The 25,996-nt window shown below is 60.2% G+C and carries 20 protein-coding genes and 2 pseudogenes; 2 read left to right on the top strand and 20 right to left on the bottom strand.

The window, feature by feature from the left end; all coding sequences use genetic code 11:
- Positions 1–36: 36 nt before the first annotated feature.
- From HP556_RS14030 to HP556_RS13955, 16 genes and pseudogenes are all read right to left on the bottom strand, one after another.
- Complete coding sequence (locus HP556_RS14030; protein ID WP_210269182.1) at positions 37–1,005, bottom strand: Bug family tripartite tricarboxylate transporter substrate binding protein; 969 nt, start codon at positions 1,003–1,005, stop codon at positions 37–39.
- A gap of 364 nt (positions 1,006–1,369) precedes the next feature.
- Positions 1,370–3,694, bottom strand: a complete 2,325-nt coding sequence (locus HP556_RS14025) for a PAS domain-containing sensor histidine kinase (RefSeq protein ID WP_175367412.1) — start codon at positions 3,692–3,694, stop codon at positions 1,370–1,372.
- Between the two features lie 244 nt (positions 3,695–3,938).
- Entirely contained in the window at positions 3,939–4,907 is a 969-nt protein-coding gene (locus HP556_RS14020; protein WP_175367411.1) for a zinc-binding dehydrogenase, read from the bottom strand.
- Between the two features lie 20 nt (positions 4,908–4,927).
- Positions 4,928–5,923 carry an NAD(P)H-dependent flavin oxidoreductase gene (locus tag HP556_RS14015; RefSeq protein WP_175367410.1) on the bottom strand — a complete coding sequence of 332 codons (996 nt, stop codon included), beginning with the start codon at positions 5,921–5,923 and terminating at the stop codon, positions 4,928–4,930.
- 151 nt (positions 5,924–6,074) lie between these two features.
- Positions 6,075–6,218, bottom strand: a pseudogene (locus HP556_RS14010) (fumarylacetoacetate hydrolase family protein); the annotation flags it as partial.
- Positions 6,217–6,522: pseudogene (locus tag HP556_RS14005) on the bottom strand (2-dehydropantoate 2-reductase N-terminal domain-containing protein); the annotation flags it as partial. The pseudogenes HP556_RS14005 and HP556_RS14010, both read right to left, overlap by 2 nt.
- A gap of 112 nt (positions 6,523–6,634) precedes the next feature.
- Positions 6,635–7,066, bottom strand: coding sequence for a CBS domain-containing protein (locus HP556_RS14000; RefSeq protein WP_175367409.1), 432 nt, complete (start codon positions 7,064–7,066; stop codon positions 6,635–6,637).
- 277 nt (positions 7,067–7,343) lie between these two features.
- Positions 7,344–8,654 (bottom strand): oxalate/formate MFS antiporter, encoded by a 1,311-nt coding sequence (gene oxlT, locus HP556_RS13995; RefSeq protein ID WP_175367408.1) that lies wholly within the window; start codon positions 8,652–8,654, stop codon positions 7,344–7,346.
- Between the two features lie 232 nt (positions 8,655–8,886).
- Positions 8,887–10,176 carry an oxalate/formate MFS antiporter gene (oxlT, locus tag HP556_RS13990; RefSeq protein ID WP_089267112.1) on the bottom strand — a complete coding sequence of 430 codons (1,290 nt, stop codon included), beginning with the start codon at positions 10,174–10,176 and terminating at the stop codon, positions 8,887–8,889.
- A gap of 209 nt (positions 10,177–10,385) precedes the next feature.
- Positions 10,386–11,891 (bottom strand): tripartite tricarboxylate transporter permease, encoded by a 1,506-nt coding sequence (locus HP556_RS13985; RefSeq protein WP_089267113.1) that lies wholly within the window; start codon positions 11,889–11,891, stop codon positions 10,386–10,388.
- A gap of 57 nt (positions 11,892–11,948) precedes the next feature.
- Positions 11,949–12,446: a tripartite tricarboxylate transporter TctB family protein gene (locus HP556_RS13980; RefSeq protein WP_175367407.1), complete on the bottom strand. Its 498-nt coding sequence runs from the start codon at positions 12,444–12,446 to the stop codon at positions 11,949–11,951.
- A gap of 90 nt (positions 12,447–12,536) precedes the next feature.
- Complete coding sequence (locus tag HP556_RS13975) at positions 12,537–13,550, bottom strand: Bug family tripartite tricarboxylate transporter substrate binding protein (RefSeq protein WP_089267115.1); 1,014 nt, start codon at positions 13,548–13,550, stop codon at positions 12,537–12,539.
- A 499-nt stretch (positions 13,551–14,049) separates the two neighbouring features.
- The gene (locus tag HP556_RS13970; protein ID WP_175367406.1) at positions 14,050–14,187 is read right to left on the bottom strand and encodes a hypothetical protein; all 138 of its coding nucleotides are present in this window, start codon (positions 14,185–14,187) and stop codon (positions 14,050–14,052) included.
- A gap of 233 nt (positions 14,188–14,420) precedes the next feature.
- A complete protein-coding gene (gene frc, locus HP556_RS13965) occupies positions 14,421–15,698 on the bottom strand; it encodes a formyl-CoA transferase (protein WP_120290951.1) in 1,278 nt (425 codons plus the stop codon).
- Between the two features lie 79 nt (positions 15,699–15,777).
- Complete coding sequence (gene oxc / locus HP556_RS13960) at positions 15,778–17,517, bottom strand: oxalyl-CoA decarboxylase (protein ID WP_175367405.1); 1,740 nt, start codon at positions 17,515–17,517, stop codon at positions 15,778–15,780.
- 85 nt (positions 17,518–17,602) lie between these two features.
- Positions 17,603–18,334: a GntR family transcriptional regulator gene (locus HP556_RS13955; protein ID WP_068730533.1), complete on the bottom strand. Its 732-nt coding sequence runs from the start codon at positions 18,332–18,334 to the stop codon at positions 17,603–17,605.
- A 187-nt stretch (positions 18,335–18,521) separates the two neighbouring features.
- Between HP556_RS13955 and HP556_RS13950 the strand changes: the two genes are divergently transcribed.
- The gene (locus HP556_RS13950) at positions 18,522–20,684 is read left to right on the top strand and encodes an acetate--CoA ligase family protein (protein WP_175367404.1); all 2,163 of its coding nucleotides are present in this window, start codon (positions 18,522–18,524) and stop codon (positions 20,682–20,684) included.
- A 74-nt stretch (positions 20,685–20,758) separates the two neighbouring features.
- Here the strand turns inward: HP556_RS13950 and pncB are convergent, their stop codons facing one another.
- Positions 20,759–22,060: a nicotinate phosphoribosyltransferase gene (pncB, locus tag HP556_RS13945; protein WP_089267118.1), complete on the bottom strand. Its 1,302-nt coding sequence runs from the start codon at positions 22,058–22,060 to the stop codon at positions 20,759–20,761.
- Between the two features lie 283 nt (positions 22,061–22,343).
- On the opposite strand from pncB, the gene HP556_RS13940 reads away from it, so the two are divergent.
- Entirely contained in the window at positions 22,344–23,192 is an 849-nt protein-coding gene (locus HP556_RS13940; protein WP_170849696.1) for a cyclase family protein, read from the top strand.
- A 128-nt stretch (positions 23,193–23,320) separates the two neighbouring features.
- Here the strand turns inward: HP556_RS13940 and HP556_RS13935 are convergent, their stop codons facing one another.
- The 3 genes from HP556_RS13935 to HP556_RS13925 form a co-directional block, all read right to left on the bottom strand.
- On the bottom strand, positions 23,321–24,103 hold the full coding sequence (locus tag HP556_RS13935; RefSeq protein WP_175367403.1) for an ABC transporter ATP-binding protein: 783 nt from the start codon (positions 24,101–24,103) through the stop codon (positions 23,321–23,323).
- The gene (locus tag HP556_RS13930; protein ID WP_175367402.1) at positions 24,100–24,843 is read right to left on the bottom strand and encodes an ABC transporter permease; all 744 of its coding nucleotides are present in this window, start codon (positions 24,841–24,843) and stop codon (positions 24,100–24,102) included. The genes HP556_RS13935 and HP556_RS13930 overlap by 4 nt, the downstream gene beginning before the upstream one ends.
- Positions 24,844–24,904: 61 nt before the next feature.
- The gene (locus tag HP556_RS13925; protein WP_175367401.1) at positions 24,905–25,885 is read right to left on the bottom strand and encodes an ABC transporter substrate-binding protein; all 981 of its coding nucleotides are present in this window, start codon (positions 25,883–25,885) and stop codon (positions 24,905–24,907) included.
- Positions 25,886–25,996 lie beyond the last annotated feature (111 nt).

Genomic DNA, 25,996 nt, shown 5'->3' with positions numbered 1-25,996 from the left:
TGCATCGACCGTCCGGTCGAGACGAGCGCGGCGTTATCATTGCTCCGGCTTGACCTTGCCGATCTCGACAACCGTCTTCCAGCGGGCGAGTTCTTTTTCCAGGAAGCTCTGAAATTCCGCGCTCGTATTGGCGACGACCTCGAAGCCGCTGTCGGTCAGCCGCTTCTTGAGATCGGGCGAGGTGAGGGCGGTGGTGATCGATGTTTCGAGCTTGGTCTTCACATCGGCCGGAAGGCCTTTGGGCGCGACGAAGGCCTGCCACGAATAGATATTGAGATCGTCGACGCCGACTTCCTTCATCGTTGGCGTCTGCGGGAATGAATCAGAGCGCGCGTCACTGGTAACGGCCAGAATTTTCATCTTGCCGCCTCGGATGTAGTTGGCGACTGCGCCGAGATTCTGGAAGGAGACGTCGACATGTCCGCCCATCAGGTCCGTATGGGCCTGCGAGCCACCCTTGTAGGGCGTGTGGATGCCGGTGGTCCCCGTTTTCTGCCAAAACAACACCGCCGTCAGATGGTCGGACGAGCCCACGCCCGATGAGGCGAACGTGACTTTGTCGGGATTCTTCTTGAGATAGTCGATGAGTTCCTGGACGGTATTGGCCGGGAAATCGGGGCGCGTGATCAGCACGTTGGGATTGCGCACAGCGACACTGAGCAGATCGAAATTCTGGAGCGGGTGATAGCCCGGGTCCTTGTAAAGCACCGGATTGATCGCGATGACCCCGATCGAGCCCACCATCAGAGTGTAGCCATCCGGCTTTGAGCGAGCGAGTTGCGTTGCGCCGATGGAGCCGTTGGCGCCGGGTTTGTTCTCGATGATGAAGGACTGCCCGAAGCTTTCCTGCATCTTCTGCGTCGTCATGCGCGCTGTCGTATCGCTGGCGCCGCCGGCAGTGAAAGGCACGATCACCGTGATGGATTTCGCGGGATAGTCTTGCGCGACTGCCATGCCTGGCACTGTCAGACAGAATGCCGCCGCGGCGAGATGGCTCAGTTTCATCGTCGTTTCCTCCACTGGAATGCTTTTGTTTATTGAACAGGCGACAATCTCCGTGTCGCTCTTGTCTGGACTGCTCCTCCATGTGCTGAAGAGCAGTGTGGTTCGTGAGTTCAGAAACTCCCTTCAGTCGGCAGCCGCTACAGTCTTGTTGGCAAATACTTCGCAGATGGTGGCTTTGAAAATTGATAGGTCACACGAGAAAGAACAGCGGTCCCAGTCCAGACCGGCCGTGCCGACGCGCCAATATAGCGACCTGCAACCTTTAGTATAGGTATGGGCAGGGGCCTCCCAAGCGGCCATTTGACGCTTGGGCATCATGCCATGGGCGTTGGCTCGGTCCGGTCAGGTGGGAAGCAATCGACGCCTAGGCGGCCTCGGAGATTTCCGCTGGCCTGTGTCTGCCGCGGAGCGGGATGGTGACGCAGACCACGGTGCCGGTGCCCAGCTTGGAGCGCAGCTTCATCGATCCGCCATGCAGGTTGGTCAGCGATTTGGCGATAGCCAGGCCGAGGCCCGAGCCGTGATAGGTCTTGGCGAGCTGGCTCTCGACCTGTTCGAACGGGCGTCCCAGACGCTTCAGCGACTGCGGGGCGATGCCGATGCCACTATCGGCGATCATCAGTGCGACGGAGTCGCGCAGCACGCGGCTGCGCACGGTGACACGGCCGCCATCGGGTGTGAACTTCACGGCATTCGAGAGCAGATTGACCAGGATCTGCTTGATGGCGCGGCGGTCGGCCACCACCGGTGCATCGGCCGCGATGTCCGCGCTGAGTGTCAGATTCTTGTCGTCGGCGCGGCCGGAGACGACACGCAGCGATTCGGACAGCGTCTGTCCGAGATCGAGTGGCTCAAGGTCCAGCTGCATGCGACCTGCCTCAATCTTCGACATATCGAGAATGTCATTGATGACTTCGAGCAGATAGTGACCGCTGGTGAGAATGTCGTGGCAGTATTCGGCATATTTGTCGGAGCCGAGATTGCCGAACATGCCGCTGCCCATGATTTCCGAGAAGCCGATAATCGCGTTCAGCGGCGTGCGCAGTTCGTGGCTCATATTGGCCAGGAATTTCGACTTGGTCTGGTTGGCTTCCTCGGCGCGGTTCTTCTCGTCGGAATATTTCTGGGCGAGGTCGGCGAGTTCGAGCGCCTGTTTCTCCAGCGCAGCCTGGGAGTGCTTGAGATCGATAACGCTGGCGCGAAGGCGCAGATCGTTGTCGACCAGCTTGTGCTCGTGCTCCTTGATGCGGGTAATGTCGGTGCCGACGGAGACGTAGCCGCCGTCCTTGGTGCGGCGCTCGCTGATATGCAGCCAGCTGCCGTCCTCGATCTGCGCTTCGAAGGTACGGGCGCCAGGGGCCGCAGCGCCGGATTCCGCGAGACGCGAGCGGACCTCGGGCATGCTGCCGACTTCGAGCACGGTCTCGTAGGACGTCCCCGGCGACACCGCCGAGTCCGGCAGCTTGTGCAGGCGCTGGAAATGCGAGTTGCAGAGGACCAGGCGATCCTCCGCGTCCCACAGCACGAAGGCTTCGGGAATGGTCTCGATGGCGTCGCGCAGCCGGACGTCGGCCTCGACGGTCTTCTCGGCGAGGCTCTTCTGTTCGGTGACGTCGATGGCGATGCCGATCAGGTGCTGGCTGCCATCGTTCTGGCCCTGCGCGAGTTCGCAGCGCAATTGCAGCCAGATCCAGTGGCCGTTGCTGTGCTGCATGCGGAAGGTCTGGTCGATGTGATCGATCTTGAACGAAATCAGCTGATCGGCGATCTCGAACAGGTTGATGTCGTCGGATTGTACCAGCGCGTTGACTTCGCCGAAGGTCAGCAGGTCGCTGCGGCTGTCGAGGCCCAGCATGGTGAACATCGACTGCGACCAGAAGATGCGGCCGCGCGACAGATCCCAGTCCCACAATCCGCAGCGGCCGCGATTGAGGGCGGTGTCGATGCGGCCGCGTACGGCGTCGTTGATCGCGTCGCCCTCGCGAGCGCGGGTCGATTGCCAGTGGAAGGCGAAGCCGAGGATCAGCACCACGAAACCGGTGGTAGCCGAGAGCGTGATCGACAGCGCGGAGTCCGAGCGCCAGATCGGCTCGTTATTCTCCTGAATGACGACCACCTGACCCGGCAGCGCCTTGACGATGCGACGGGTGGCCAATGCATGGCTGTTGTCGGGCAGTTTCACATCGACAACGTCGGTGCGTTGACCCTGCGCAGCCATGGTCTGTGTTGCGCTGAGGACGTCGAGGATGCGATTGGCGTCGCCCGGCGGCAGGTCGATCGGCACGCGCGCGAGAATGCTCTGATCGGCGCCCAGCACGATGACGTGGCGTCCCCCAGCGATCCCCCAGGATGGAATCAGACTGGGCAGCAGGCTCTGCAGGCGCTCGACGGCAGCAGAACGATCCTGACGGATGGTGCCGTTGCGTTCGAGACGCTCGGCGAGCAGATCGGCGAGCGCCGCGAGATCGCGCTTCATCGATGCCTGCTTCTGCCGGCTCTGATCGACCACCTGCACGAAGGCGCCGAAGAAGATCGTAATGAGAAAAGCGATGATAAGTGTAGGGACGGCCCGGCGAAGTGCCGGCTCTGCGATCAGCAGCCTGTGATAGGCCGGTTTCGCGATAGACTGCGCCAATCCTTTGATCGAATCGGATTGGACGCATGCGTTGTCCGCATGCGCACGCGACATACTTAGCCCCCTCGGAAGAATCTCGCCCGCGTCGCTCGAAACAACTGCCCCGCCACTTCGAATCGCAAGACCAATAAGAATCCACTTTGCCAGGGCTGTCGAGAGTCAACGAAACGTTAACGTGAAATAAATCGTATCCACCGGAGAATTTCATCACTGTTCGGTACTTGCATGAGTCCGAAACAGGAACGCCGCGCATGAGAATCACGCGCGGCGTTGAAATCGAAGACTCGCAGAACGCGCGTTACAACGTGACCACGATCTTGCCGAGATGCTTGTTTGCTTCCATGTGGTCGAACGCCGTTCCGATGTCGTCGAATGTGTAGACCTTGTCGATCGGCAGTTTCAGTTGGCCGGCTTCGATGGCGGGCCAGATGTCCGCACGCACCGCACTGAAGATGTCGCGAATCTCCTGCAGTGACCTCGTGCGGAAGGTCACGCCGATATAGGTGATGCGGCGTGCGGCATGGAGATCGAAATTGAAATCGCCGTGGGTGCCGCCGAGGCGGCCGACATTGACGATGCGTCCCATCACCTTCGTGGCTTTCAGGTTCTGGTTGGCGACGGGGCCCGAGATCTGGTCGACGATCAGATCGACGCCGTCGCCGTCCGTGGCCTTGAGCACCTGATCGACCCAGCCGGCATCCTTCGAATCGATGGCGAGGTCGGCGCCGAAGTCCTTCAGCCGGGCGCGACGTGCAGGGTCGGTGGATGAGCCGATCACCGTCTTTGCGCCCTTGAGTCTGGCGATCTGCAGCGCCATCAGGCCGACGCCGGAGCTGGCGCCCTGGATCAGCACGGATTGGCCGGGCTGCAGTCCGCCATTCGTCACCAGCGCATTGTGCATCGTGGTGATGGCGACGGGCAGGGTGCAGGCATCCTCGAAGCTCATGCTGGCTGGCATGTGGAACAGCCGGCCGTGATCGGTGACTGCGAATTCGGCAAAGGCCGCACCGCCGGAACCCATCACGCGATCCCCGACCTTGACGCCCTTGGCCTCCGGGCCGAGTTCGGCGATCTCACCCGCCCATTCCATTCCCAGCACCGTGCCGACGCCGCCGGCAGCACCGTGGACATGGCCTTTGGTCATGCCGAGGTCGGCGCGGTTGAGGCCGCAGGCCTTCACCTTGACCAGCACCTGCGTGCCCGTGGGTGAGGGTTTCGGGGCATCACCGATCGCAGCGCCGTTGGCGCCGTAGACATAAGCTTTCATGGCTCTGCTTTCCGTTCCGTCTATTCAGCGGCCTGGCGCTGGCTGCCATCAAGCATGGCTTCGAAGCGTGCGCGGATAATCGTCTCGGCATCATGCATGATGCGCGACACGAGTTCCTGGCAGCTCGGAATGTCGTGGATCAGGCCCTGGACCTGGCCGGCCGACCAGATGCCGTCTTCGGCATCGCCGTGCGAGTAGACCAGCTTGCCGCGGGCGCCGGCGACAAGTTCCTTGATCTGCTCGAAAGTGGCGCCTTCCTTCTCCATGGCGACGACCTGTTTGCTTACCGCGTTCCTGGCGACGCGCGAGGTGTTGCGCATGGTGCGGAAGATCAGGTCGGTCTCGCGCTCGTCATTGGCAACGATGCGCTCCTTCACCAGCTGATGGATCGGGCTTTCCTTGGTGCACATGAAGCGCGTGCCCATGTTGATGCCCTCGGCACCAAGCGCCAGCGCGGCGACAAGGCCGCGGCCGTCACCGAAGCCGCCCGAGGCGATCATCGGGATCTTGATCTTGTCGGCCGCGGCCGGGATCAGGATCAGGCCGGGGGTGTCGTCCTCACCGGGATGGCCGGCGCATTCGAAGCCGTCGATGGAGATCGCATCGACGCCCATCCGCTCGGCGGAGAGGCCGTGGCGCACGCTGGTGCATTTATGGATGACCTTGATGCCGTGCTTCTTGAATTCGGTGACGTGTTCCTGCGGCTTGTTGCCGGCAGTCTCGACCACCTTGATGCCGGCCTCGATGATGGCCTGGCGATATTCCGCATAGGGTGGCGGCTTGATGGTCGGCAGAAGGGTCAGGTTCACGCCGAACGGCTTGTCGGTCATGTCGCGGCAGCGCGCGATTTCCTTGGTGAGGTCTTCCGGCGTCGGCTGGGTCAGTGCGGTGATCAGGCCGAGCGCGCCGGCATTGGCAACTGCGGCGACGAGCTCGGCGCGGCCGACCCACTGCATGCCGCCCTGGACGATCGGGTGTTCGACACCCACGAGCTCGGTGAAGCGCGTCTTGATCATGATTGGTCCTCTGTTCCCTCGCAGGCGCATCGGGTGGGCCCGATGAGGCTTGTTGATCTTTGGGGGGCGGAGGATGCCGTCGCACCGGGTGAATGTCCATCGGACAGCCGGCGGTGCGCCATGCGGATTTGGCGGGGCGAGTGCCTAATTCCTATTGGTGGAATTCGTTATGTAGCTCGCCGATACCTTCGATCGCGATGGTTACGGTGTTGACAGGCTCCTTCATCACGCCGACGCCGACAGGGGTGCCGCAGCAGATCAGATCGCCCGGCAGCAGGGTCATGTCGTGGGAGATTCATCGCGGTGACAATGCGTGTCCTTGGTCCGAGCAGCGGCTGCATCTGTTCGATCACACCGGTGATCGAATGGGCCTTCAGGAAAATGATGACATAATCCTGCTCGCCGAGTTCTGCTGGATCGTCGGTGCAGGGGATATGCACGACGTGTTCTTCTCCTGCTATCAGCAGCTTCAGTCCATTTGCGCGCATCGCCGCAAGATGCGCGCCGCGCGCGACAAGGCTGACATCGGCGCCAGCCCGCGCGAGCTGAACGCCGAGATAGCCGCCGATGGCGTCGGCGCCGTAGATGCAGATCTTCATGAAATGTCACCAAGGCAACGGGCGCGGACAAGGCAAAAGAACTGGCATCACGGACCGCTGGCGGTCCGTGTCGATACCGGTATGAAACGCGAAGTGAGCTTGAGGCTAGGCCTCAGGCGACCGCTGCATGCGCTTGCGGTACATCCTCATGATCGAGCGCCCTGCTGATGTCACGGATGCTGATCACGCCGATCAGCGTGTGATCGTCGATGACCGGGACGTGCCGAATGTGATGCTTGTTCATCAAGTGTCGCACATGTTCGAGCGTGTCGGTCGAGTGGCAGGAAATCAATTCCTGGACCGAGATCATATCCGAGACCTTACGATTGACGCCGGCGGCGCCGTGTTCGGCGATCGCGCGAACCACGTCGCGCTCGGAGAACATGCCGACCGCGGTGTTGCCCTCGGTGCGGCACACGTCCTTCACGACCAGTGCGCTGATATTGCCCGTCCGAAGCAACTGCGCCGCGATGGCGACGGTCTCGTTCATGCGGACAGTGGCGATACGGGTGCTCTTCCTACGCAGGATATCTCCGACTTGCATGGCAATAACCTCCCTTGGCTGATCGGCTGAGGATCGATCTTGTAGGCGCAAGATTGGTATACGGTATGCCAGTTGTCAACGCGGAAACGAGGATATCGAAGCCCGGTGGTCAAGAAAGAAAGTCAGTGTTTCTGACGTTTATTGCTGCGTGGCGTGTGTTTTTCGCCGTGCTTCTATCGCACCAGCGAATCCAGTTGGAGGTCTGGCATGCCAGTTGGGCATGAAAAAAGGGGCGCGCTCGCGTGCGCCCCTTAAATCTTGAACAAGCTTCGATCGATCAGGCGGTCTTGGCGCTGTGCGCCGCGGCTTCCGGTACGGCAGGCTCGCTCCCCAGAATGAATGCACGTCGCATCGGCTTGATAACGAACAAAGCGAGCAACGCAGCCGTGGCATTGAGCGCAACGGCGATCACAAACACGGCCTGCCATCCATAGCTCGCTGCGATCAGGCTCGCGAGTGGTACCAACAATGCCGCCGTGCCCTTTGCGGTGTAGAGCATGCCGTTATTCGTCGCGGCGTATTTGGCGCCGAACGTATCGCCTGACGTCGCCGGAAACAGACTGTAGATCTCACCGAAGACGCCGAAATAGACCGCCGTCGCCAGTACGAAGACGAGTGGGTTGTGGCCATAGGCCGACAGCGTCAGCAGCATCAGCGCGGCGGTGCCGAAGGCGATGAACATGGTGTGTTCACGACCGATCTGATCGGACAACCAGCCGAAGAGCGGGCGGCCGAACCCGTCGAAGATGCGATCGAGCGAGATGGCGAAGGTCAGTGCTGCCATCTGGAAGCCGGCCAGTGTCACCGGAGAATTCGCAATATTGTAGTCGTGGGCGATGGGCGCGATCTGCGCTGCGGTCATCAAGCCACCGGCGGCGACCATCACGAAGACAAGATACATGACCCAGAAGATCGGGCTGCGCAGCACTTGCGGCGGCGTGAAATCCGTCTTTGTCTGCGGCAGATTGAGTTGTTTCCTCGTCACCGGCACGGCCTGCCCAGGCGGACGCATGAAGAAGGCGAGCATGAACACGATCACGCCCTGGCCGATGCCGAAGGTGAAGAAGGCGTGCTGATAGCCGCTCTCGGCTATCATATGCGCAATCGGCACGACGGTGATCGCAGCGCCAGCGCCGAAGCCTGCCGCCGTGGCGCCCGCAGCGAGGCCGCGGCGATCGGGAAACCACTTCAGAGCATTGCCGACGCAGGTGCCGTAGACCGAACCGGCGCCGATGCCGCCGACGACGGCGCCGGCGTAAAGCATCACCAGTGAGTCCGCATAGGAGTTCAGCACCCAGGCGAGGCTGATCATGGCTCCGCCGAACATGATGACGACGCGGGGACCGTATTTGTCGACGAACCACGCTTCGACCGGCACCAGCCAGGTTTCGACGACGACGAACAGCGTGAAGGCGAGCTGGATCGCGGCGCGACCCCAGTGATACTTGGCGTCGATGGGATCGACGAACAGCGTCCATCCGTATTGCAGATTGGCGATCATCGCCATGCAGACGATGCCCATCACGAGTTGAATCCAGCGGAAGCTGCCGGGTGGGTTGGACGCGGTGGTGAAGTCTGGCTGAGCCATCGTGTTTCCTCCGATGCGCGCTTTTTCCCTTGCGGCGTGGTGTCGCTAAGGTTGTGGCGTATTGCCGCAGGCGTCGCTTGGTCGGAGACTGGTATATTATATTCCACGATGCAAGGTGGTTTTGGCCGATTGTTGCGTGAAGGTGATCACGCCTTGGCGAGCAGCGCATCGCCCACGCAAAACGCGCCCAGCCAGGGCTGAGCGCGTTGTTTTCTTGAGGCTTTTGCGTTTTTTAGGTCGCAAGCGCCTTGCTGACGACGACCTTACGCCAAGGCTTCAGCACCGCAATGGCGAGCAGTGAAGCCAGGATATTGGCGCCGGCTGCAATGAGAAAGACGCTGTCCCACGTGCCCGACGACTGCTGCATGTAGTTCGCGACCGGCACCAGAAGTGCTGCCGTCCCCTTTGCCGTATAGAGTAGGCCGGCATTGGTCGTTGCGAACTTGGAGCCGAAGGTGTCGGTGCAGGTCGATGGGAAGAGCGAATAGATCTCACCCCAGGCGAAGAACACGAAGCCCGACAACAGCACGAACCACAGCGGATCGTGACCCCACATATACAGCGCCCAGATTCCGACGCCTTCCATGCCGAAGGCGATGAACATCGTGTTCTCGCGGCCGATCATGTCGGAGATCCAGCCGAAGAACGGACGTGTCAGGCCGTTGAGTACGCGGTCGATGGTGGCTGCGAAGGTAACCGCCGTCATCGTCATGGCCATCAGCGTGACGGGTACGTTGTCGATCTTCCAGTCGGCCGCAATGGGCTTCAGGTTGGCCGTCACCATCAGGCCGCCGGCACCGACGATCACGAACATGAAGTACATCAGCCAGAAGATCGGATGGCGGATGACTTCTGTCGGCGCGTAGTTGCGGCGGGTCTGGATCACGTTGGCGTTCTGCGTGACCGCCGGTACCTGCCCAGCCTTTGGCGCGAACAGGAAGAAGGAGAGGATCACGATGATGATGCCTTGTCCGAGACCGAAATACAGAAATGCAGTCTGGAAGCCGGAATCCTGGATCATGGCCTGGATCGGCGCGACCGTGAGGGCGGAGCCGGCACCGAAGCCTGCAGCGGTGATGCCAGCCGCGAGGCCGCGCTTGTCAGGAAACCACTTCAGGGCATTGCCGACGCAGGTGCCGTAGACGCCGCCAGCGCCGATGCCCGCAACGATCATGCCGAGATAGAAGCCGTTGAGCGTTTCCGCCTGTGCATTGATCGCCCAGCCGATGCCGCAGAGAATGCCGCCGATAAGGACGACGAGCTTCGGGCCGTATTTATCGACGAACCATCCTTCGACCGGCACCAGCCAGGTCTCGAACAGAACGAAGAGGGTGAAGGCCCACTGGATCGACGCACGATCCCAGCCGAACTTCTTCTGGATGTCGGGGACGAAGAACGTCCAGCCGTATTGATAGTTGGCGATCATCACCATCGCGCCAACGCCGATGGCAAGTTGTGTCCAGCGGTAGGCATCGCTGACACGTGCGGCAGCTGGTGCCACCCCGTGAACTGCATCAGTCATAGTTCCTCCTAAAGCGCTGTTCTATTGAGAGCTCGACAGCTGCGAAGGATAGTTTGGTATATGATATGCCAACTAACAAGCGAAATCTTGCCAATTTGCCGCTGCAAGTTTCGCATGACTGAATGCTGTACTGCGATACTACAAGACAGCACAAAGCCGGCGGTCCAGACCGCCGGCTTTTGGGTTTGAACAGTTATCTGTATCGTTACTTACGCTGCTGCAGTGCGAGTACGCAGCCGGGTGAAGCCGTTCTGGATCACCGACCAGAACAGCGCGATCAGGCCGAGGATCATGATGCTGCTCACCAGCGTGTTCGAGAAGAAGATCCCGAGCGATCCCTGCGACCCCAGCAGCGACTGACGGAAGGCTTCCTCGGCCTTGTCGCCAAGCACGATGGCCAGCACCAGCGGGGCGAGGGGATAGTTACACTTCTTCAGTGCGTAACCGATGATTCCGAATACCAGCATCATCACCACGTCGAAGGTCGAGTTGTGGACGGAGTAGGCTCCGATCGCACAGAGCACCAGGATAAGAGGTGCGATGATGCTGAATGGAACCCGCAGGATCGCTGCGAAGATCGGTACGCAGGTCAGCACGATGATCAGGCCGACGAGATTGCCGAGATACATCGAGGCGATCAGGCCCCAGACGAACTCCTTCTGCTCGACGAATAGCATCGGGCCGGGCTGCAGGCCCCAGATCAGCAGACCACCAAGAAGCACAGCGGCAGTTGGCGAACCGGGGACGCCGAGCGAGAGCATCGGAAGTAGGGCTGCGGTACCGGCGGCATGCGCGGCCGTTTCCGGAGCGATAACGCCTTCGATCTCGCCCTTGCCGAAATTGTTGCCGTTCTTGGAGACGCGCTTGGCGATCCCGTAACTCATGAACGATGCCGGTGTCGCACCTGCGGGCGTGACACCCATCCAGCAACCGATCACGCAGGAGCGCAGTGACGTCATCCAGTATTGCGGCAAGCTCATCCAGGTACGGAGCACGACGCGAAGATCGATCTTCGCCTTGCCGCCCTGGAAGCGCAGGCCTTCCTCCATGGTGAGGAAGATTTCGCCAAGGCCGAACAGGCCGATGACTGCGATCAGGAAGTCGAAGCCATTGAGAAGTTCGGTCGAACCAAACGTGAGTCGCAGTTGTCCGGTAATGGAATCGAGGCCGACCGCGGCGAGGGCAAAACCGATCATCATCGCCGCAATGGTCTTGAAAGGTGGCTCCTTACTCAGCCCGACGAAACTGCAGAACGCCAGGAAATAGACCGCGAACTTCTCCGCGGGTCCGAATCGTAAGGCGAAGCCTGCGACCAGCGGCGCGACCAAGGTGATCATGACGACGGCGAACAGTGCGCCAACGAAAGAGGAGGTGAAGGCGGCGGTTAGTGCTTCGGCAGCCTTGCCCTGCTGCGCCATCGGATAGCCGTCGAATGTCGTGGCCACCGACCATGGCTCTCCGGGGATGTTGAACAGGATCGAGGTGATCGCACCTCCGAACAATGCGCCCCAATAGATGCAGGACAGCATGATGATGGCCGATGTCGGCGGCATGCTGAAGGTGAGGGGCAGCAGGATTGCAACGCCATTGGCGCCGCCAAGGCCGGGCAGCACGCCGATGATGACGCCCAGCACGATGCCGAGCACCATCACCGCGATGTTGAATGGCTGCAGCGCGACCGCAAAGCCCTGGAACAGATTAGCAATTTCTTCCATTTCGAGTAGTCCTCAGAAAGAGACCGGCAGACGCAACGGAATTAAAGATCGCGGAAATCAGAGACCGAGCAGATCCTCAAGCGGTCCTTTGGGGAGCGGCACGAGAAACCAGCGTTCGAAGATCAGGTAGGTGACGACAGGCATGCCGAGAGAGATCGCGGCGATGATCGGCCACTCATATTTGCCAAGCCAGCGCATGAACCATGCGATGAAAATCATCGAGGACACGTAGAGTCCGATGAACGGCAGGACGCCGACATAGATGCCGGTGGGAATGACGACGCTGAAAACCTGGCGCAACTGGCCCCATTCGGCGAAAAGGCTGCCGTCGTCCTCGCGCAGCGTGTTCCAGATATTGACGAGGCTGGAGATGATGATGAACAGCCCGATATAGAACGGAAAGAATCCGGCTTTCGGTCCCTCTGCGCCCCAGTTGATGCCGGCCTTGACGCTGCCATAGACGACGATGGCGCCGAACAGGCCGATGACGGTGGTGACGCCGGCTTCGACGGATTTGTGGGACGGGCCTACGTTGTGAGATTGCTGCGTGGTCATGGACAACTCTGTGTGAGAGATCAGCGTCGATCAGCGTGTTGCATGTGCCGGACCTGATGTGCGATCAGGTCCGGCGTCATGGCGCCTGCGTCAGTTGCCTTGCGCGAGGAAGCCGGCTTCCTTCATCAGCGTCTCGTGGCGCTTCTCTTCGGTGCCAACCCAGCTGGCATATTCACCGCCGGTCATGAAGGTCGTGTTGAAGGCGCCGCTCTTCATCAGGTCCTGCCACTCGGGCGTCGCGCGGACCTTCTTGAACAGTTCGACATAATAATCGATCTGATCCTTCGTCGCTTTCGGCCCCATGAAGATGCCGCGCAGCATCACATATTCGATGTCGAGCCCCTGTGACTTGCAGGTCGGAATGTCCTTCCAGCCCTTGCCGTCGGCGACCTGCTCGTCATAGGCCATCGGCTTGCTGTCGAAGACGCAGAGCGGACGCACCTTGCCGCCGCGCCACTGCGCGACTGCCTCGATCGGATTGTTCACGGTTGAGTCGACGTGCTGACCAACGAGCTGCACTGCAACTTCACCGCCGCCCTTGTAAGGGATGTAAGTGAACTTGCTGCCGATCGCCTTCTCGACCGCGACCGTGATGATCTGGTCTTCCTGCTTCGAGCCCGTGCCGCCCATCTTGATCGTGCCGGCCGGCGCAGCCTTCACGGCGTCGATATAGTCCTTCACCGTCTTGTACGGTTTGTCGGCATTTACCCACAGCACGAACTCGTCGAGTGCCAGCATTGCGACCGGGGTGAGATCCTTCCAATTGAAGGGAATGCCGGTGGCGAGCGGCGTCGTGAACAGGTTAGACAACGTGATGATGATCTTGTGCGGATTGTTGTTCGCCGACTTCACGTCGAGGAAACCTTCACCGCCCGCGCCACCCGACTTGTTGATGACGACAAGCGGCTGCTTCATCAGGCTGTGCTTGGTAATGATGCCCTGAATGGTGCGCGCCATCTGATCAGCGCCGCCGCCGGTGCCTGCGGGAACGATCAATTCGACGGGGCGCGTCGGCTCCCATGCAGCAGATGCCGGGAGAGACGCTCCCAGGCAGAGAATGGATGCAGCGGCGGCCAGCGTGAGACATGAACCAAGGCGTTTCATTGTTTCTCTCCCATTCGTTTTGATAGCGTCGATCGTTCGTCGACTTTGAAATCGTCAGTGCGTGGTCGGGTCTTCCTTCGAATGTCCTGACTGCAGGTGTTCAAACGCGCCCTTGCATGCGCCATATGCGCACGTCAGACTGTCGAGCATCGAAGCGGCTCGCCTGCAAAAAGGATGAGTGGGTCTGGATCGCTCTGTCATTGCGCATACGGCATCGCGTGCCCGCGAAGGCAGCGCAGCCTTTGTCCTCCCCAGGTATGCTTTCTATTCAGACGTGAAGCATTACCGTTCGCGCATTTTGGTATGCGATATGCCAAGCGGCAAGCGATTAGAGCCGTTAAAAGCCGGGGAGGCTGAAATGTCGCAGGGAGCGCGAGACGTCGCTGCGATGCAACTACACAAACAAAAAAAACGGCCCCGGAAATCCGGGGCCAGTCGTCGGGAGGAACGCAGAGAATTTTGCGCGGGCTAGCCGCGCAAACGTAGTGAAGTTGCAGCCTTACAGGCCGAAGCGGGGCAGGTCGCCGTTGCGGGCCGAGATGCGTGCGCTGGCCATCAGCGCGCGATCGAGCGAGGCAATGAAACGAGCGAAGAAGCTGGTGGACGTGGTAAGGTCGAGAGAAGCAGTCTTCGACATGATTTGATCCTTTGCTGGAGGCCGCCGCGTCTTGGCGCCTCATCATCTGGGATCAATTTACGTATACCAGATGCCAAGGACAATTGTCTTGTTTGCATGGCAGCATGAGGATTTCGCAGTGCGATATAGGTCGATTTGATTTTCTTATTAAAGTTCCGCTTGGATCACCATAAATGAAAAAGGCCGCCAATCGGCGGCCTTTCGCATGTAATTATTTGAAATAACTGGTGAAATTACTCAGCGGCAACCTTGCGCGGCGGGTCGAGCGCGCCTGAATCGTGGATTTCGGCCACCTGATGATCGCTGAAGCCCAGCACTTGCCTGAGGATTTCGTCGGTATGTTCGCCGAGCAGGGGCGAGCGCGTCACTTCGGTGGGGCTTTCCGATAGCTTAATCGGATTGCCAACCGACAGATACTTGCCGCGCTCGGGGTGATCGACCTCGACCACGGTGCCGGTCGCACGCAGTGACTGGTCTTCGGCCAGTTCCTTCATGGACAGGATCGGGCCGCACGGGATGTCGTCCTGATTGAGGATTTCCATCGCCTCGAATTTGGTCTTGGTCATCGTCCACTGTTCGATGCGCGCGAAGATCGCGTTGAGCTTGGGCAGGCGCACCGCCGGCTTGGCATAGGCCGGGTCGGTCTTCCAGGTCGGTTCGCCGATCACGTCGCAGATCTTCTCCCACACCGGCGCCTGAGTGATGAAGTAGATGTAGGCGTTCGGGTCGGTTTCCCAGCCCTTGCACTTCAGGATGCGGCCGGGCTGACCACCGCCGGAGTCGTTGCCCGCGCGGGGCACGGCATCGCCGAACGGAATGCCTTCGCCGAACTGGCTGTATTCCTTGAGCGGACCGTGAGCGAGGCGCTGCTGGTCGCGCAGCTTGACGCGCGACAGGTTGAGCACGCCGTCCTGCATCGCGGCGGTGACCTTCTGGCCTTTGCCGGTTTGCGTGCGCTGATACAGCGCGGTGACGATGCCGAGTGCGAGATGCAGGCCAGTGCCGCTATCGCCGATCTGCGCGCCGGTGACGAGTGGCAGGCCGTCGCGGAAGCCGGTGGTGGAAGCTGCGCCGCCGGTGCACTGCGCGACGTTCTCATAGACCTTGCAGTCCTCATAGGGACCTGGACCAAACCCCTTGATCGAGGCGACGATCATCTTCGGGTTGATCTGCTGAATCTTTTCGAACGGGAAGCCCATGCGGTCGAGCACGCCGGGTCCGAAGTTCTCGACGAGAACATCGCACTCTTTCATCAGCGCGGTGAGCACTTCCTTGCCCTTCGGGTTCTTGGTGTCGAGGGTGATCGAGCGCTTGTTGTGGTTCAGCATGGTAAAATACAGGCTGTCCACATTCGGCACGTCCTGCAATTGGCCGCGGGTGATGTCGCCAACGCCGGGCCGTTCGACCTTGATCACATCAGCGCCAAACCATGCCAGCAACTGCGTGCAGGTCGGGCCAGATTGAACGTGGGTGAAGTCCAGAATGCGAACGCCTTTGAGCGCCTGTGTCATTGTTTTGCTCCCGTAAACTAGTTTTGCCGCCTCGGCATATGAGAAAAGGAGACGGGGTCTCGCGACCCCGCCTGATGTGTTATTTCTTCTTGCTGAGCACGCTCTGCGGATTGAGGTTGCCGATACGGCCGCTCTCGCTGCCGGCCGCCGGATCGATCACCGCATTGATGAGCGTCGGCTTGCCGGAATCCATCGCCGCATTGACGGCGCGCTTGAGTTCGTCGGGCGAGGTCGCGTTCACGCCGATGCCGCCGAAGGCTTCCATCATCTTGTCGTAGCGCGAGCCCTTGACGAAGACCGTCGGTGCCACGTCGGAACCGCCGGTCGGATTGACGTCGGTGCCGCGATAGATGCCGTCATTATTGAAGACAACGATGCAGACCGGCAGATTGTAGCGGCAGATCGTCTCCACCTCCATGCCGGAGAAACCGAAGGCGCTGTCGCCTTCGATCGCGAGCACGGGCTTGCCGGTCTCGACCGCAGCGGCGATGCAATAGCCCATGCCGATGCCCATGATGCCCCAGGTGCCGACATCGATGCGCTTGCGCGGCTGATACATGTCGACGATGCCGCGGGCGAGATCGAGTGTATTGGCACCTTCATTGACGAGCATCGCGTCGGGACGTTCGGCGATGATGGTGCGCAGAACGCCGAGCGCGCCGTGATAATCCATCGGCGAGTTGTTGTTCATCAGGCGCGGCGCCATCTTGGCAACGTTCTCTTCACGCTTCTTGGTGACGGCATTGGCCCAGTCTACCGGCGCCTTCTGCCAGCCCTTGCCCATGCCATCGAGCAGAGCGGCGACACAGGAGCCGATATCGCCGACAACAGGTGCGACGATCTCGACGTTGGAGTCCATTTCCTTCGGCTCGATGTCGATCTGGATGAACTTCTTCGGTGCATCACCCCAGCTCTTGCCCTTGCCGTGCGACAGCAGCCAGTTCAGGCGTGCGCCGATCAGCATGACGACGTCCGAATCCTTCAGCACGGTGGAGCGTGCAGCACCCGCACACTGCGGATGGGTGTCAGGCAGAAGGCCCTTGGCCATGCTCATGGGCAGGAACGGAATGCCGGAGGTTTCGACCAGCGCCTTCACGGCATCGTCGGCCTGCGCATAAGCGGCGCCTTTGCCGAGGATGATCAGCGGCTTCTTCGCCGATTTCAGCACGTCGAGCGCGCGCTTAATCGAATCCGGGGCAGGGATCTGCGCCGGCGCGGCGTCGATCACCTTGACCAGCGATTTCTTGCCGGCGTCGGCGTTCATCACCTGACCGAACAGCTTGGCAGGCAGATCGAGATAGACGCCGCCGGGACGACCGGACACTGCGGCGCGGATCGCGCGGGCGAGACCGATGCCGATGTCGGCCGCATGCAGCACGCGAAACGCGGCCTTACATAGCGGCTTGGCGATCGCGAGCTGATCCATTTCCTCATAGTCGCCCTGCTGCAGGTCGACAATCTCGCGCTCGGACGAGCCCGAGATCAGGATCATCGGGAAGCAGTTGGTGGTGGCGTGAGCCAGCGCCGTAAGGCCGTTGAGGAAGCCGGGAGCCGACACGGTCAAACAGACGCCGGGCTTCTTGGTGAGATAGCCGGCGATCGATGCGGCATAGCCTGCGGCCTGTTCGTGGCGGAACGAGAGCACGCGGATCCCCTCGGCCTGCGCCATGCGGCCGAAGTCGGTAATCGGAATGCCCGGCACGCCATAGATCGTGTTGAGGCCATTGAGCTTGAGTGCATCGATGATCAGATGGAAGCCATCGGTCAATTCCTGCTCGGCGGCTGCGTTGGTATCGATGCTCTGGACTACTGCGGACATCCCGCTCTCCCTGACTTTTCTTGTGACTGTTGGTCGTTGCTCAATTGGACGTGGTGCGGAGTGGTGAACCGTCGCGAGACGGCGCTTACGTAAACAATTCCTGGCCGTGGGCTTCGACATAAGAAGCCAGACCGAGCGTGTGATCGCGCGCGCGCTTTTCCGCGAGCTCGGTGTTGCGCTCTTCAAGCGCTTCGATGATGGCCAGATGTTCGGGCAGGGACGTCGCGGTACGGTCCGTGCGTCCGATGGTCAGCTGACGATAGCCACGCACATGCAGCAGAATATCGTTGGTCATATCGACCAGCACTGGCGACTCGCTGAGCGAGATCAGTGCCTGGTGGAAAGCGATATTCGCCTTCGAATATTCCTCAACGTGGTCCTGCGGCAGACGGTCCTTGTTGAAGTCCTTAAAGAAGTCGCGCAGCGCCGAGATATCTTTCTTGCGTGCGGTGGTCGTGATCAGACGCGCGGCCATGCTTTCCAGCGCCGCCCAGGCGCGGATCATGTCGACGATCTCGACCTTGGTCTTTCTGACAACGACGATGCCGCGGCGTGGCACGGTCTTTACGAAGCCATCCTGCTCCAGCATCGCAATGGCTTCGCGGATAGGTGTGCGGCTGACACCGAGCCGTTCCGACAGGGCGCGCTCATCGAGCATCACCGGATCGGGCGAGGTGTAGATGTCCATCTTAAGAATGGCTTCTTTCAAGGCTTCATAGGCCTTGGTCTTGAAGCTGGTCTCCGGTGCAATCCGAACGATCGCGATATCGGCTTCAGACATGACGGACGGCGCCTTGGTTTGTTTTCGCGTGGGCATGAATCATCTCCAGTCGAGATGTCCTACCACAGAAATAACGTCAAGAATTTTTGGCATACCAGATGCCAGCATGTCAAGATGACAGCTATTTCAGCAATTTTGCGCTGCAACGCGCCTTGACAATCAAGTTTCTGGCATACCAAATGCCATCAATCCGTCTATTGGAAAAGACGTGAAGGAGGAAGCCATGTCCCAATCGAATCTTGCCGTCAAAGAAGCAACACCATCGGCGAAACAGGCCGTCCGCAAAGTTCTAGATGCGGTCAAAGCCGACAAGCGCACCAGCCTGACCGCCCCCGAGGGCAAGCTTGTGTGTGACGCATACGGCATTCCCGTGCCGAAAGAAGGCGTGGCCACCTCAGCCGCTGACGCTGCCAAGATGGCAAGCGGCATGGGCTTCCCGGTCGTGATGAAGATCGTCTCGCCGGACATTCTCCACAAGACCGAAGCGGGCGGTGTCATTGTCGGCGTTAAGACCGCCGAAGACGCGCAGAAAGCTTACGACACCATTCTGGCCAATGCCAAGAAGTACAAGGCCGATGCCAAGATAGAAGGTATCCAGGTTCAGCAGATGCTGATGGGCGGCACCGAAGTGATCATCGGTTCGATCACCGATGGTTCGTTCGGCAAGCTGGTGGCCTTCGGCCTCGGCGGCGTGCTCGTCGAAGTGCTGAAGGACGTCACTTTCCGCCTCGCGCCCGCCACCAATGATGACGCGCTGTCGATGCTCGATGGCATTCAGGCCGCCGAGATGCTGCATGGCGTACGCGGCGGCGATCCCGCCAACCGCGAAGCGCTGGCCGACATCATCGTCAAGGTATCGCAGCTCGTCAGCGATTTCCCGGAAATGGTCGAACTCGATCTCAACCCGGTCTTCGCCACCAAGAAAGACGCGATTGCCGCCGACGTGCGCATCGTCGTCGATTTCGACTACAAACCGCGCCCCGCGCCGCGCTCCAACGCCGAAATCGTCACGGCAATGAACCGCATCATGATGCCGAAGGCCGTCGCCGTGATCGGCGCCTCCGCCGAAGACGGCAAGATCGGCAATTCGGTGATGAAGAACCTCATCAACGGTGGCTACAAGGGCGACATCTACCCGATCCATCCGAAGGCTGAAGAGATCATGGGCCGCAAGGCCTATAAGAGCGTCAAGGATGTTCCGGGCGTGATCGACACCGCGGTATTCGCGATTCCCGCCAAGTTCGTTGCAGGTGCGCTGATCGAATGCGGCGAGAAGAAAATTCCGGGCGCGGTGCTGATCCCGTCGGGCTTTGCCGAAGCCAACGAGCCTGCATTGCAGGAAGAGATTGTCGAAATCGGCAAGAAATACGACGTCCGTCTGATGGGGCCGAATATCTATGGCTTCTATTATACGCCGGCCAATCTCTGCGCGACTTTCTGTACAGCGTATGACGTGAAGGGCTCGGCGGCATTGTCGTCGCAGTCCGGCGGCATCGGCATGGCGATCATTGGCTTCTCGCGCTCTGCCAAGATGGGCGTGTCGGCGATCGTCGGCCTCGGCAACAAGTCGGATATCGACGAGGACGATCTGCTGGCGTTCTTCGAGCAGGATCCCAACACCACGATCATCGCGCAGCACTGCGAGGATCTGAAGGATGGCCGTGCCTTCGCCGAAGCCGCCAAGCGCGTCTCCAAGAAGAAGCCGGTTGTCGTCCTCAAGGCAGGCCGTACCTCGGCCGGCGCCAAGGCCGCCTCGTCGCATACCGGCGCACTTGCCGGCAACGACAAGATCTATGAGGACGTGCTGAAGCAGTCGGGCGTCATTCGCGCCCGCTCGCTGCGCCAGCTGCTCGAATTCGCCCGTGGCATTCCCGTACTGCCGACGCCGAAGGGCGAGAACGTGCTGATCATCACCGGTGCCGGTGGTTCGGGCGTGCTGCTGTCCGATGCGGTGGTCGATAACGGCATGTCGCTGATGGCGATGCCGCCGGATCTGGATGCGGCGTTCCGCAAGTTCATTCCGCCGTTCGGTGCCGCCGGCAACCCGGTCGACATCACCGGTGGCGAACCGCCGATCACTTACGTCAACACCGTGAAGCTGGGTCTCACCGATGATCGCATCCACTCGCTGATCCTCGGCTACTGGCACACGATCGTGACGCCGCCGATGGTGTTCGCGCGCAACATGGTCGAGATCAAGAACGAGATGAAGGCCAAGGGCATCGAGAAGCCGATGGTCGCTTCGCTTGCGGGCGACGTGGAAGTCGAGGAAGCCGCCGAATATCTCTACCAGAACGGCATTCCGGCTTACGCTTATTCGACCGAGCTTCCGGTCGAGGTGCTCGGCGCTAAGTACAAGTGGGCGCGGGGAGCGGGGCTTCTGTAAGCGGCCTTCCGATACACAAGAACAAAGCGCCGTCCGGGAAACCGGGCGGCGCTTTTTTGCGTTTGTGGTTCTGGCTAGACGATCACCGGCTGTTCGGCGACGCCCTCACGGCCGAAGATGCGTAGATAGCGTTCGATCTCTGCAGGGCTGCTGCCGGTGGTCTTGGCGGGATTGTCCGACAGCTTCACGGCCGAGCGGCCGTTGGCATAGGTGACCTTGCAGACCAGGCTGATCGGGTCGAGTGAATCGAGCCCGCGCGGATGGGCGCCGCGGAAGTCGTTGGTGGCCATGGTGCCCCAGCCGAAGCTCTCGCGGATGCGCCCACGAAAACGCTGATGCAGATCGATCATCAGATCGACTTCGAGACCGTCGCTGAACATCGCGCGCTTCTTGCGCGGATCCTCGCCACGCATGGCGTACCAGGCGATCATCTCTTCGCCCGCCGCAACCGGCTCCTTGCTGTCCATGCGCATGCCGGTCCATTGTGAGGCCCAGGGCGGTGCGTCGCGCAGGAACTGCGTCATGCCGAACGTATCGGGCAGAATGATCAGCAATTCGCCGTCATAGACCTCCTGCCATTTCGCCAGCACGTCATATTGCGCGGTCTTCAGCTGGTCGTCGTTTTCGGCGAGGCAGGCGAACACCATCGGCAGTTCGTGCGAATTGGTGCCGATGGCTTCGAATGAATGCTTGAAGGCGAGCAGGGCATTCGACGTTCCGACGAAGCTGCGGCCAAGCTCGTTGGCCATCGCGTCCGTCACCCATTCTTGCCACAGGAAGCCGTGGCGGCGACGGGTGCCGAATTCCGCGAGCCGCATGTCCGGATAGGATTTCAGCTTCTTGATCTTGTTCCAGATTTTGGTCTTGGTCTGTGCGTAGAGAATATCCAACTCGAACTTGTCCAGCGTGGCCATGGCGATCCGCGATCGCAATTCGCTGACGATGGCGAGGGCGTAGATCTCCCACATCGTGACTTCGGCCCAGTCACCTTCGAAGGTGAGGACATATTGACCATCGATGGTCTCAAGCTTGTAGTCAGGCAACCTGAAGCTGCGCAGATATTCGATATATTCAGGACGGAAAATGTCGCGGCGGCCATAGAAGCGGTTGCCGGCCAGCCAGATCAGTTCGTTCTCGCGGAATGAAAGCGTGCGGGCGTGATCGAGCTGCGCTCGCAGCACCGCTTCCGGAATGATCTCGGCAAGGCGGACGGTCTTGGTCCGGTTGATCAGGCCGAAGGTCACGGGCACCTTCGGATAAAGCATCCAGATGAACTGGTGCATCAGGAATTTGTAGAAGTCGGTGTCCAGCAGCGACCGGATGATCGGATCAAGCCGGTAGTTGTGATTGTGGACCCGGGTGGCGAAATCCATCATGGCAACGCCACTCCTGGTAACGTGCCTGATCGTGGCACCTGCACCGAAACGGCAGTGGCCGCATCGCTGACGCTGTCTTTGCAGCAGTTCATTAAATTGGCGTATCCGCCGGGTTTATCGATGTCAACGCAAGCGCTGAACGGCGCTTTCACAATCGAGGATTGTCGTGGCAGCCCGGCCTTTCTGGCCCTGATCCTGCATCTGCGGGCATTGCGTAGAATTGTTTGCATGCTTACGATTTCCACCTGCCGGTGGGCGCCCCGAAACGATGAAGGACAGCACCATGAAAGTCGTCGATCTCTCCCACGTCATGAACATCCACACGCCCGGCTGGGTCGGCTATGCCGGCAACAAGATGTATTATGCGCAGAACCTGCAGACGCAGATGATCGTGGCGCAGCGGATCGAGACGGCGCTGCATGCCGGCACCCATTTCGACGGCGCGATGCACGCCACCGACGGGCGCAAGGGCGACATGGCCTCGCTGCCGCTGGACTACCTGTTCAATCGCGGCGTTGTCGTCGATATCTCCAGCCAGATGCACGACTGGGCGGTGATCACGCCTGAGATGCTCGAAAAGTCAGGGGCAGATATTCGCGAAGGCGATATTCTGATCCTGCACACCGGCTGGCACAAATATTACGAAGGCCAGGCGCAGCAGGATCTGGTGAAGTACTTCTGCTATCACCCCGGTCCGAACCTCGACACGCTGCACTGGATGCTTGAGAAGAAGATCAAGTGGTTCGGCATGGACACCGGCTCCTGCGATCACTCGATGAACACCTCGATCCGCAACATGCGGCCGGACATCGCTGCGCAGTTCACCAAGAAGCACGGCAAGACGCCGGCGGAATTCTTCGGCACGTTTGAGTATAATCACAAGCTCTCGGGCCGCCACGTGACTGCCGACATGTTTCCGTTCCATAATTACGCGTTCCAGGAAGGCTTGTTGCATGCCGAGAATATCGGCGGCGACATCGAGCTAATGCTGAACCAGCGTTGCCTGATCGGCGCATTCCCGTGGCGCTATGATGGGCTTGAGTCATGCCCGTGTCGTATCCTGTGCTTCACGGATACGGGCGATGCCTCGGTGGAAGCCATGGGGAACGCGGCGAAGGCGATCATGGGGTGATGTAGTGTAGTTCCACACCGTCATGGCCGGGCTTGTCCCGGCCATCCACGTCCGTCTGGACTAGCGGTCAAGTCGTGGATGCCCGGGACAAGCCCGGGCAAGACGTGGAGAGGTCGGTGGATCGTTGTCTAGCGCCTCAGTCTCGCATCTGGCACGTTTGCCTGCAGCGTATTCTGAATCGCCTCGCGGAGCAGGGGATAGTCCGCACGATCCCAGTCCGACATTCGCACGTCCGCCAAAAGCGTCGCCGACTTGCCGAACACAACAATGCGGTCACCCACGGCCATGGCTTCTTCGAGTTGATGCGTGATCAGGATCGCGGTCGATTTAAACTCGCGAGCCAGATCGACGAAGGTCTTGCGGAGCTCGTTGGCGGTGACTTCATCCAACGCGCTGAAGGACTCATCCGCCAGCAGGATCTCCGGCTGTACGGCAAAGGCGCGCGCAATCGCAACACGCTGGCGCATGCCGCCGGAAAGTTCGCGCGGATAGGCATTGGCGAATTTTTCCAATCCCAGCCGTTTCAGCCACGTCAGAGCGCGCTCCTGCTGAACATCGTCGGCGATGCCGATCAGTTCGAGCGGAAGCTTGACGTTGTCGAGTGCGGAGCGCCACGGAAACAGCCGGTCCTGCTGGAAGATCGTCGCGATCTTGCCGCGGAAGGCGTTGAAGTCGTCATAGGGCGTCTTGCCGCCGATGGTGATGCTGCCGGCGGTAGGATGTTCGAGTCCGATCAAGAGGTCGAACAGGGTCGACTTACCGCAACCGGTCTTGCCCACGATGGCGATGAGTTCGCCGGGCTCGATCCGCAGCGACAAATGATCGATGGCAGTGATCGACTGGCCGGATGTGGTCTGGCGAAACACCTTGCGCAACTGCGCGATCTCGATGGGCGCTGAAGCTGCCGTCATGCCCGCCACCGCAATACGTGTGTTTCGAGCCTGACGAGCAATGCTTCGAGGAAGAACAGCAGCACGACCAGCACCAGCGTCCAGGCAAACACGTCGGCCACCGAAAACAATTCCTGCGCCACCGAGAGCTGATGCCCGATGCCGGTCACTGCGCCGACCAGCTCGGCGATGGTCACGACGCGGATGGCCAGGCTGAGCGTGATCTTCCAGCTCGTGATGATCCCCGGCGTGATCGCCGGCAGCATCAGCTTGTGAAAGAACTGCAACGGCGTCGGCCTGAATGAGCGGATCATCTGCTTCAGATCGCGCGACACCTCGCGCATGTTGTCGAGGGAATCGACGGTGAAGACCGGGGCGCAGACCACGACCAGCACGAAGACGATGCGGAATTCGACGCCCTTGAACCACAGCACCGCGAACAGGATCCAGGAGACGACCGGTACCGCCATCAGGATCCGCACCATCGGCCGCAAATATTTCTCGAGGCTTTCGGACAGATACATCAGCACTGCCACCAGTAGTCCGATGACGAATGACACGACCAGCGACAGCAGCACGCGGCCGAGCGTCACCGCGACGTCGAGCGGGGTGATCTTGGTCAGGCTTTCGGCAATACGGCCAAGGCCCGGGATTGCGAAAGCGGGGATGCCCAGTGACGGTGCCAGATAGGACATGATCTGCCAGACCATCGCGAAGAGCACGATCGATATGATCGTCTCGCGCGGCAGGCTGGAGATCATCAGGCTTCGCGGTGACCTTTCGAAGATCGGTTCCTCGAATGGCGTGGCAGGTCTCGGCTCGTCAGGGGACATAGATGATCGCTTCGTCAGGCAGCTTTGGATGGAAGCCGGCGGCGACGGCGCGCTCGAACGTATCCCAGATGCTCTTGCGTTCGGTAGTGTCCCAGGCTGGCTTGGCGTCGAAGTCCCAGCGCTTGGCGAGCACGGCTTCCTTCAAGATGCCGGGCGGCAGCTTCACGGTGTCGACTGCGATCTTGTCGGCACCGTCCGGATCGCTGCGCAGATATTTGGTGACGTCCGCAAGCGCCGCGACGAATTTCTTGGGCGCGTCCGGCGCCTTTTTGATGGTATCCTCGCGCATGGCGTAGACCAGCTCCCAGCCGGTGGTGCCCGCAATCTCCTTCCATCCGTCATTGGCGTTGAAGATGATCTTCAGCGACGGATCGTCCTTCATCATCATGGTGGCGATCGGCTCGATGATCATCGCGGCATCGACGCGGCCGGCGGCAAGCTGCGCACGCGCTACAGCGAAATTCGCGTTGACCAATGTCATGTCCTTGGCCAGGTCCATCTTTTTGGACTTCGCGTAGATCGACAGGATCTGGAATTGCCCGCTGCCCATGTCGGCGGCGAGTTGCTTGCCTTTGAGGTCGGCCAGCGACTTGATGGCCGGGTCCTTGGTGATGATGACGAGGTCGGCGAGTGTGGCACCTGTTGCGACGATTTGCAGCGGCACGCCTTCGAGGCGCAGCTTCTGGAAGTAGGTGGGCCCGCCGATCAGCGTGTCGATTTCACCGGTGGCGAGGCCCGCATAATAAGAGGAGAAAGAAGGATAGACCTGAACTTCGGCCTCGAAACCGTTCTTGGTATCGAACTTCTGCGCCTTCATGATGTTGATGATGATCGGCGCGAAGACGGGAAGTGTCAGGCTACCCACGCGGATTTTTGTCGGCGCCTGCGCCTGCGAATTTGTTGCGAGCGCGGTGCTCATCAGCGTAGCAGCCGTGCCCATTGTGAAGGCGCGTCGCGAAAGACCGGTCATGACATCTCCTCAAGAAACGTTGTGGCGCGTGGCTTTTCGATCGGTTTATGCGGCGTTGCGATATTTGTTTGTAAGCAAATGATATGCCAAAATTGAATCCACTAAATCCTC

The sequence above is a fragment of the Tardiphaga robiniae genome, from assembly GCF_013359755.1.
In the GTDB taxonomy this organism is placed as follows: domain Bacteria; phylum Pseudomonadota; class Alphaproteobacteria; order Rhizobiales; family Xanthobacteraceae; genus Tardiphaga; species Tardiphaga robiniae.
This window is presented reverse-complemented; position numbering and strand designations above follow the sequence as displayed.

Excerpts from the sequence above, each read along its gene's own strand:
- HP556_RS13935 (WP_175367403.1), bottom strand. The coding sequence starts at position 24,103 with ATGACGGCAGCTTCAGCGCCCATCGAGATCGCGCAGTTGCGCAAGGTG.
- HP556_RS13980 (WP_175367407.1), bottom strand. The coding sequence starts at position 12,446 with ATGACCACGCAGCAATCTCACAACGTAGGCCCGTCCCACAAATCCGTC.
- HP556_RS13985 (WP_089267113.1), bottom strand. The coding sequence starts at position 11,891 with ATGGAAGAAATTGCTAATCTGTTCCAGGGCTTTGCGGTCGCGCTGCAG.
- HP556_RS13970 (WP_175367406.1), bottom strand. The coding sequence starts at position 14,187 with ATGTCGAAGACTGCTTCTCTCGACCTTACCACGTCCACCAGCTTCTTC.
- HP556_RS14015 (WP_175367410.1), bottom strand. The coding sequence starts at position 5,923 with ATGATCAAGACGCGCTTCACCGAGCTCGTGGGTGTCGAACACCCGATC.
- HP556_RS13955 (WP_068730533.1), bottom strand. The coding sequence starts at position 18,334 with ATGCCCACGCGAAAACAAACCAAGGCGCCGTCCGTCATGTCTGAAGCC.
- oxc (WP_175367405.1), bottom strand. The coding sequence starts at position 17,517 with ATGTCCGCAGTAGTCCAGAGCATCGATACCAACGCAGCCGCCGAGCAG.
- HP556_RS14025 (WP_175367412.1), bottom strand. The coding sequence starts at position 3,694 with ATGTCGCGTGCGCATGCGGACAACGCATGCGTCCAATCCGATTCGATC.
- HP556_RS14000 (WP_175367409.1), bottom strand. The coding sequence starts at position 7,066 with ATGCAAGTCGGAGATATCCTGCGTAGGAAGAGCACCCGTATCGCCACT.
- HP556_RS13940 (WP_170849696.1), top strand. The coding sequence starts at position 22,344 with ATGAAAGTCGTCGATCTCTCCCACGTCATGAACATCCACACGCCCGGC.
- HP556_RS14030 (WP_210269182.1), bottom strand. The coding sequence starts at position 1,005 with ATGAAACTGAGCCATCTCGCCGCGGCGGCATTCTGTCTGACAGTGCCA.
- pncB (WP_089267118.1), bottom strand. The coding sequence starts at position 22,060 with ATGATGGATTTCGCCACCCGGGTCCACAATCACAACTACCGGCTTGAT.
- frc (WP_120290951.1), bottom strand. The coding sequence starts at position 15,698 with ATGACACAGGCGCTCAAAGGCGTTCGCATTCTGGACTTCACCCACGTT.
- oxlT (WP_089267112.1), bottom strand. The coding sequence starts at position 10,176 with ATGACTGATGCAGTTCACGGGGTGGCACCAGCTGCCGCACGTGTCAGC.
- HP556_RS13975 (WP_089267115.1), bottom strand. The coding sequence starts at position 13,550 with ATGAAACGCCTTGGTTCATGTCTCACGCTGGCCGCCGCTGCATCCATT.
- HP556_RS14020 (WP_175367411.1), bottom strand. The coding sequence starts at position 4,907 with ATGAAAGCTTATGTCTACGGCGCCAACGGCGCTGCGATCGGTGATGCC.
- HP556_RS13925 (WP_175367401.1), bottom strand. The coding sequence starts at position 25,885 with ATGACCGGTCTTTCGCGACGCGCCTTCACAATGGGCACGGCTGCTACG.
- HP556_RS13950 (WP_175367404.1), top strand. The coding sequence starts at position 18,522 with ATGTCCCAATCGAATCTTGCCGTCAAAGAAGCAACACCATCGGCGAAA.
- HP556_RS13930 (WP_175367402.1), bottom strand. The coding sequence starts at position 24,843 with ATGATCTCCAGCCTGCCGCGCGAGACGATCATATCGATCGTGCTCTTC.
- oxlT (WP_175367408.1), bottom strand. The coding sequence starts at position 8,654 with ATGGCTCAGCCAGACTTCACCACCGCGTCCAACCCACCCGGCAGCTTC.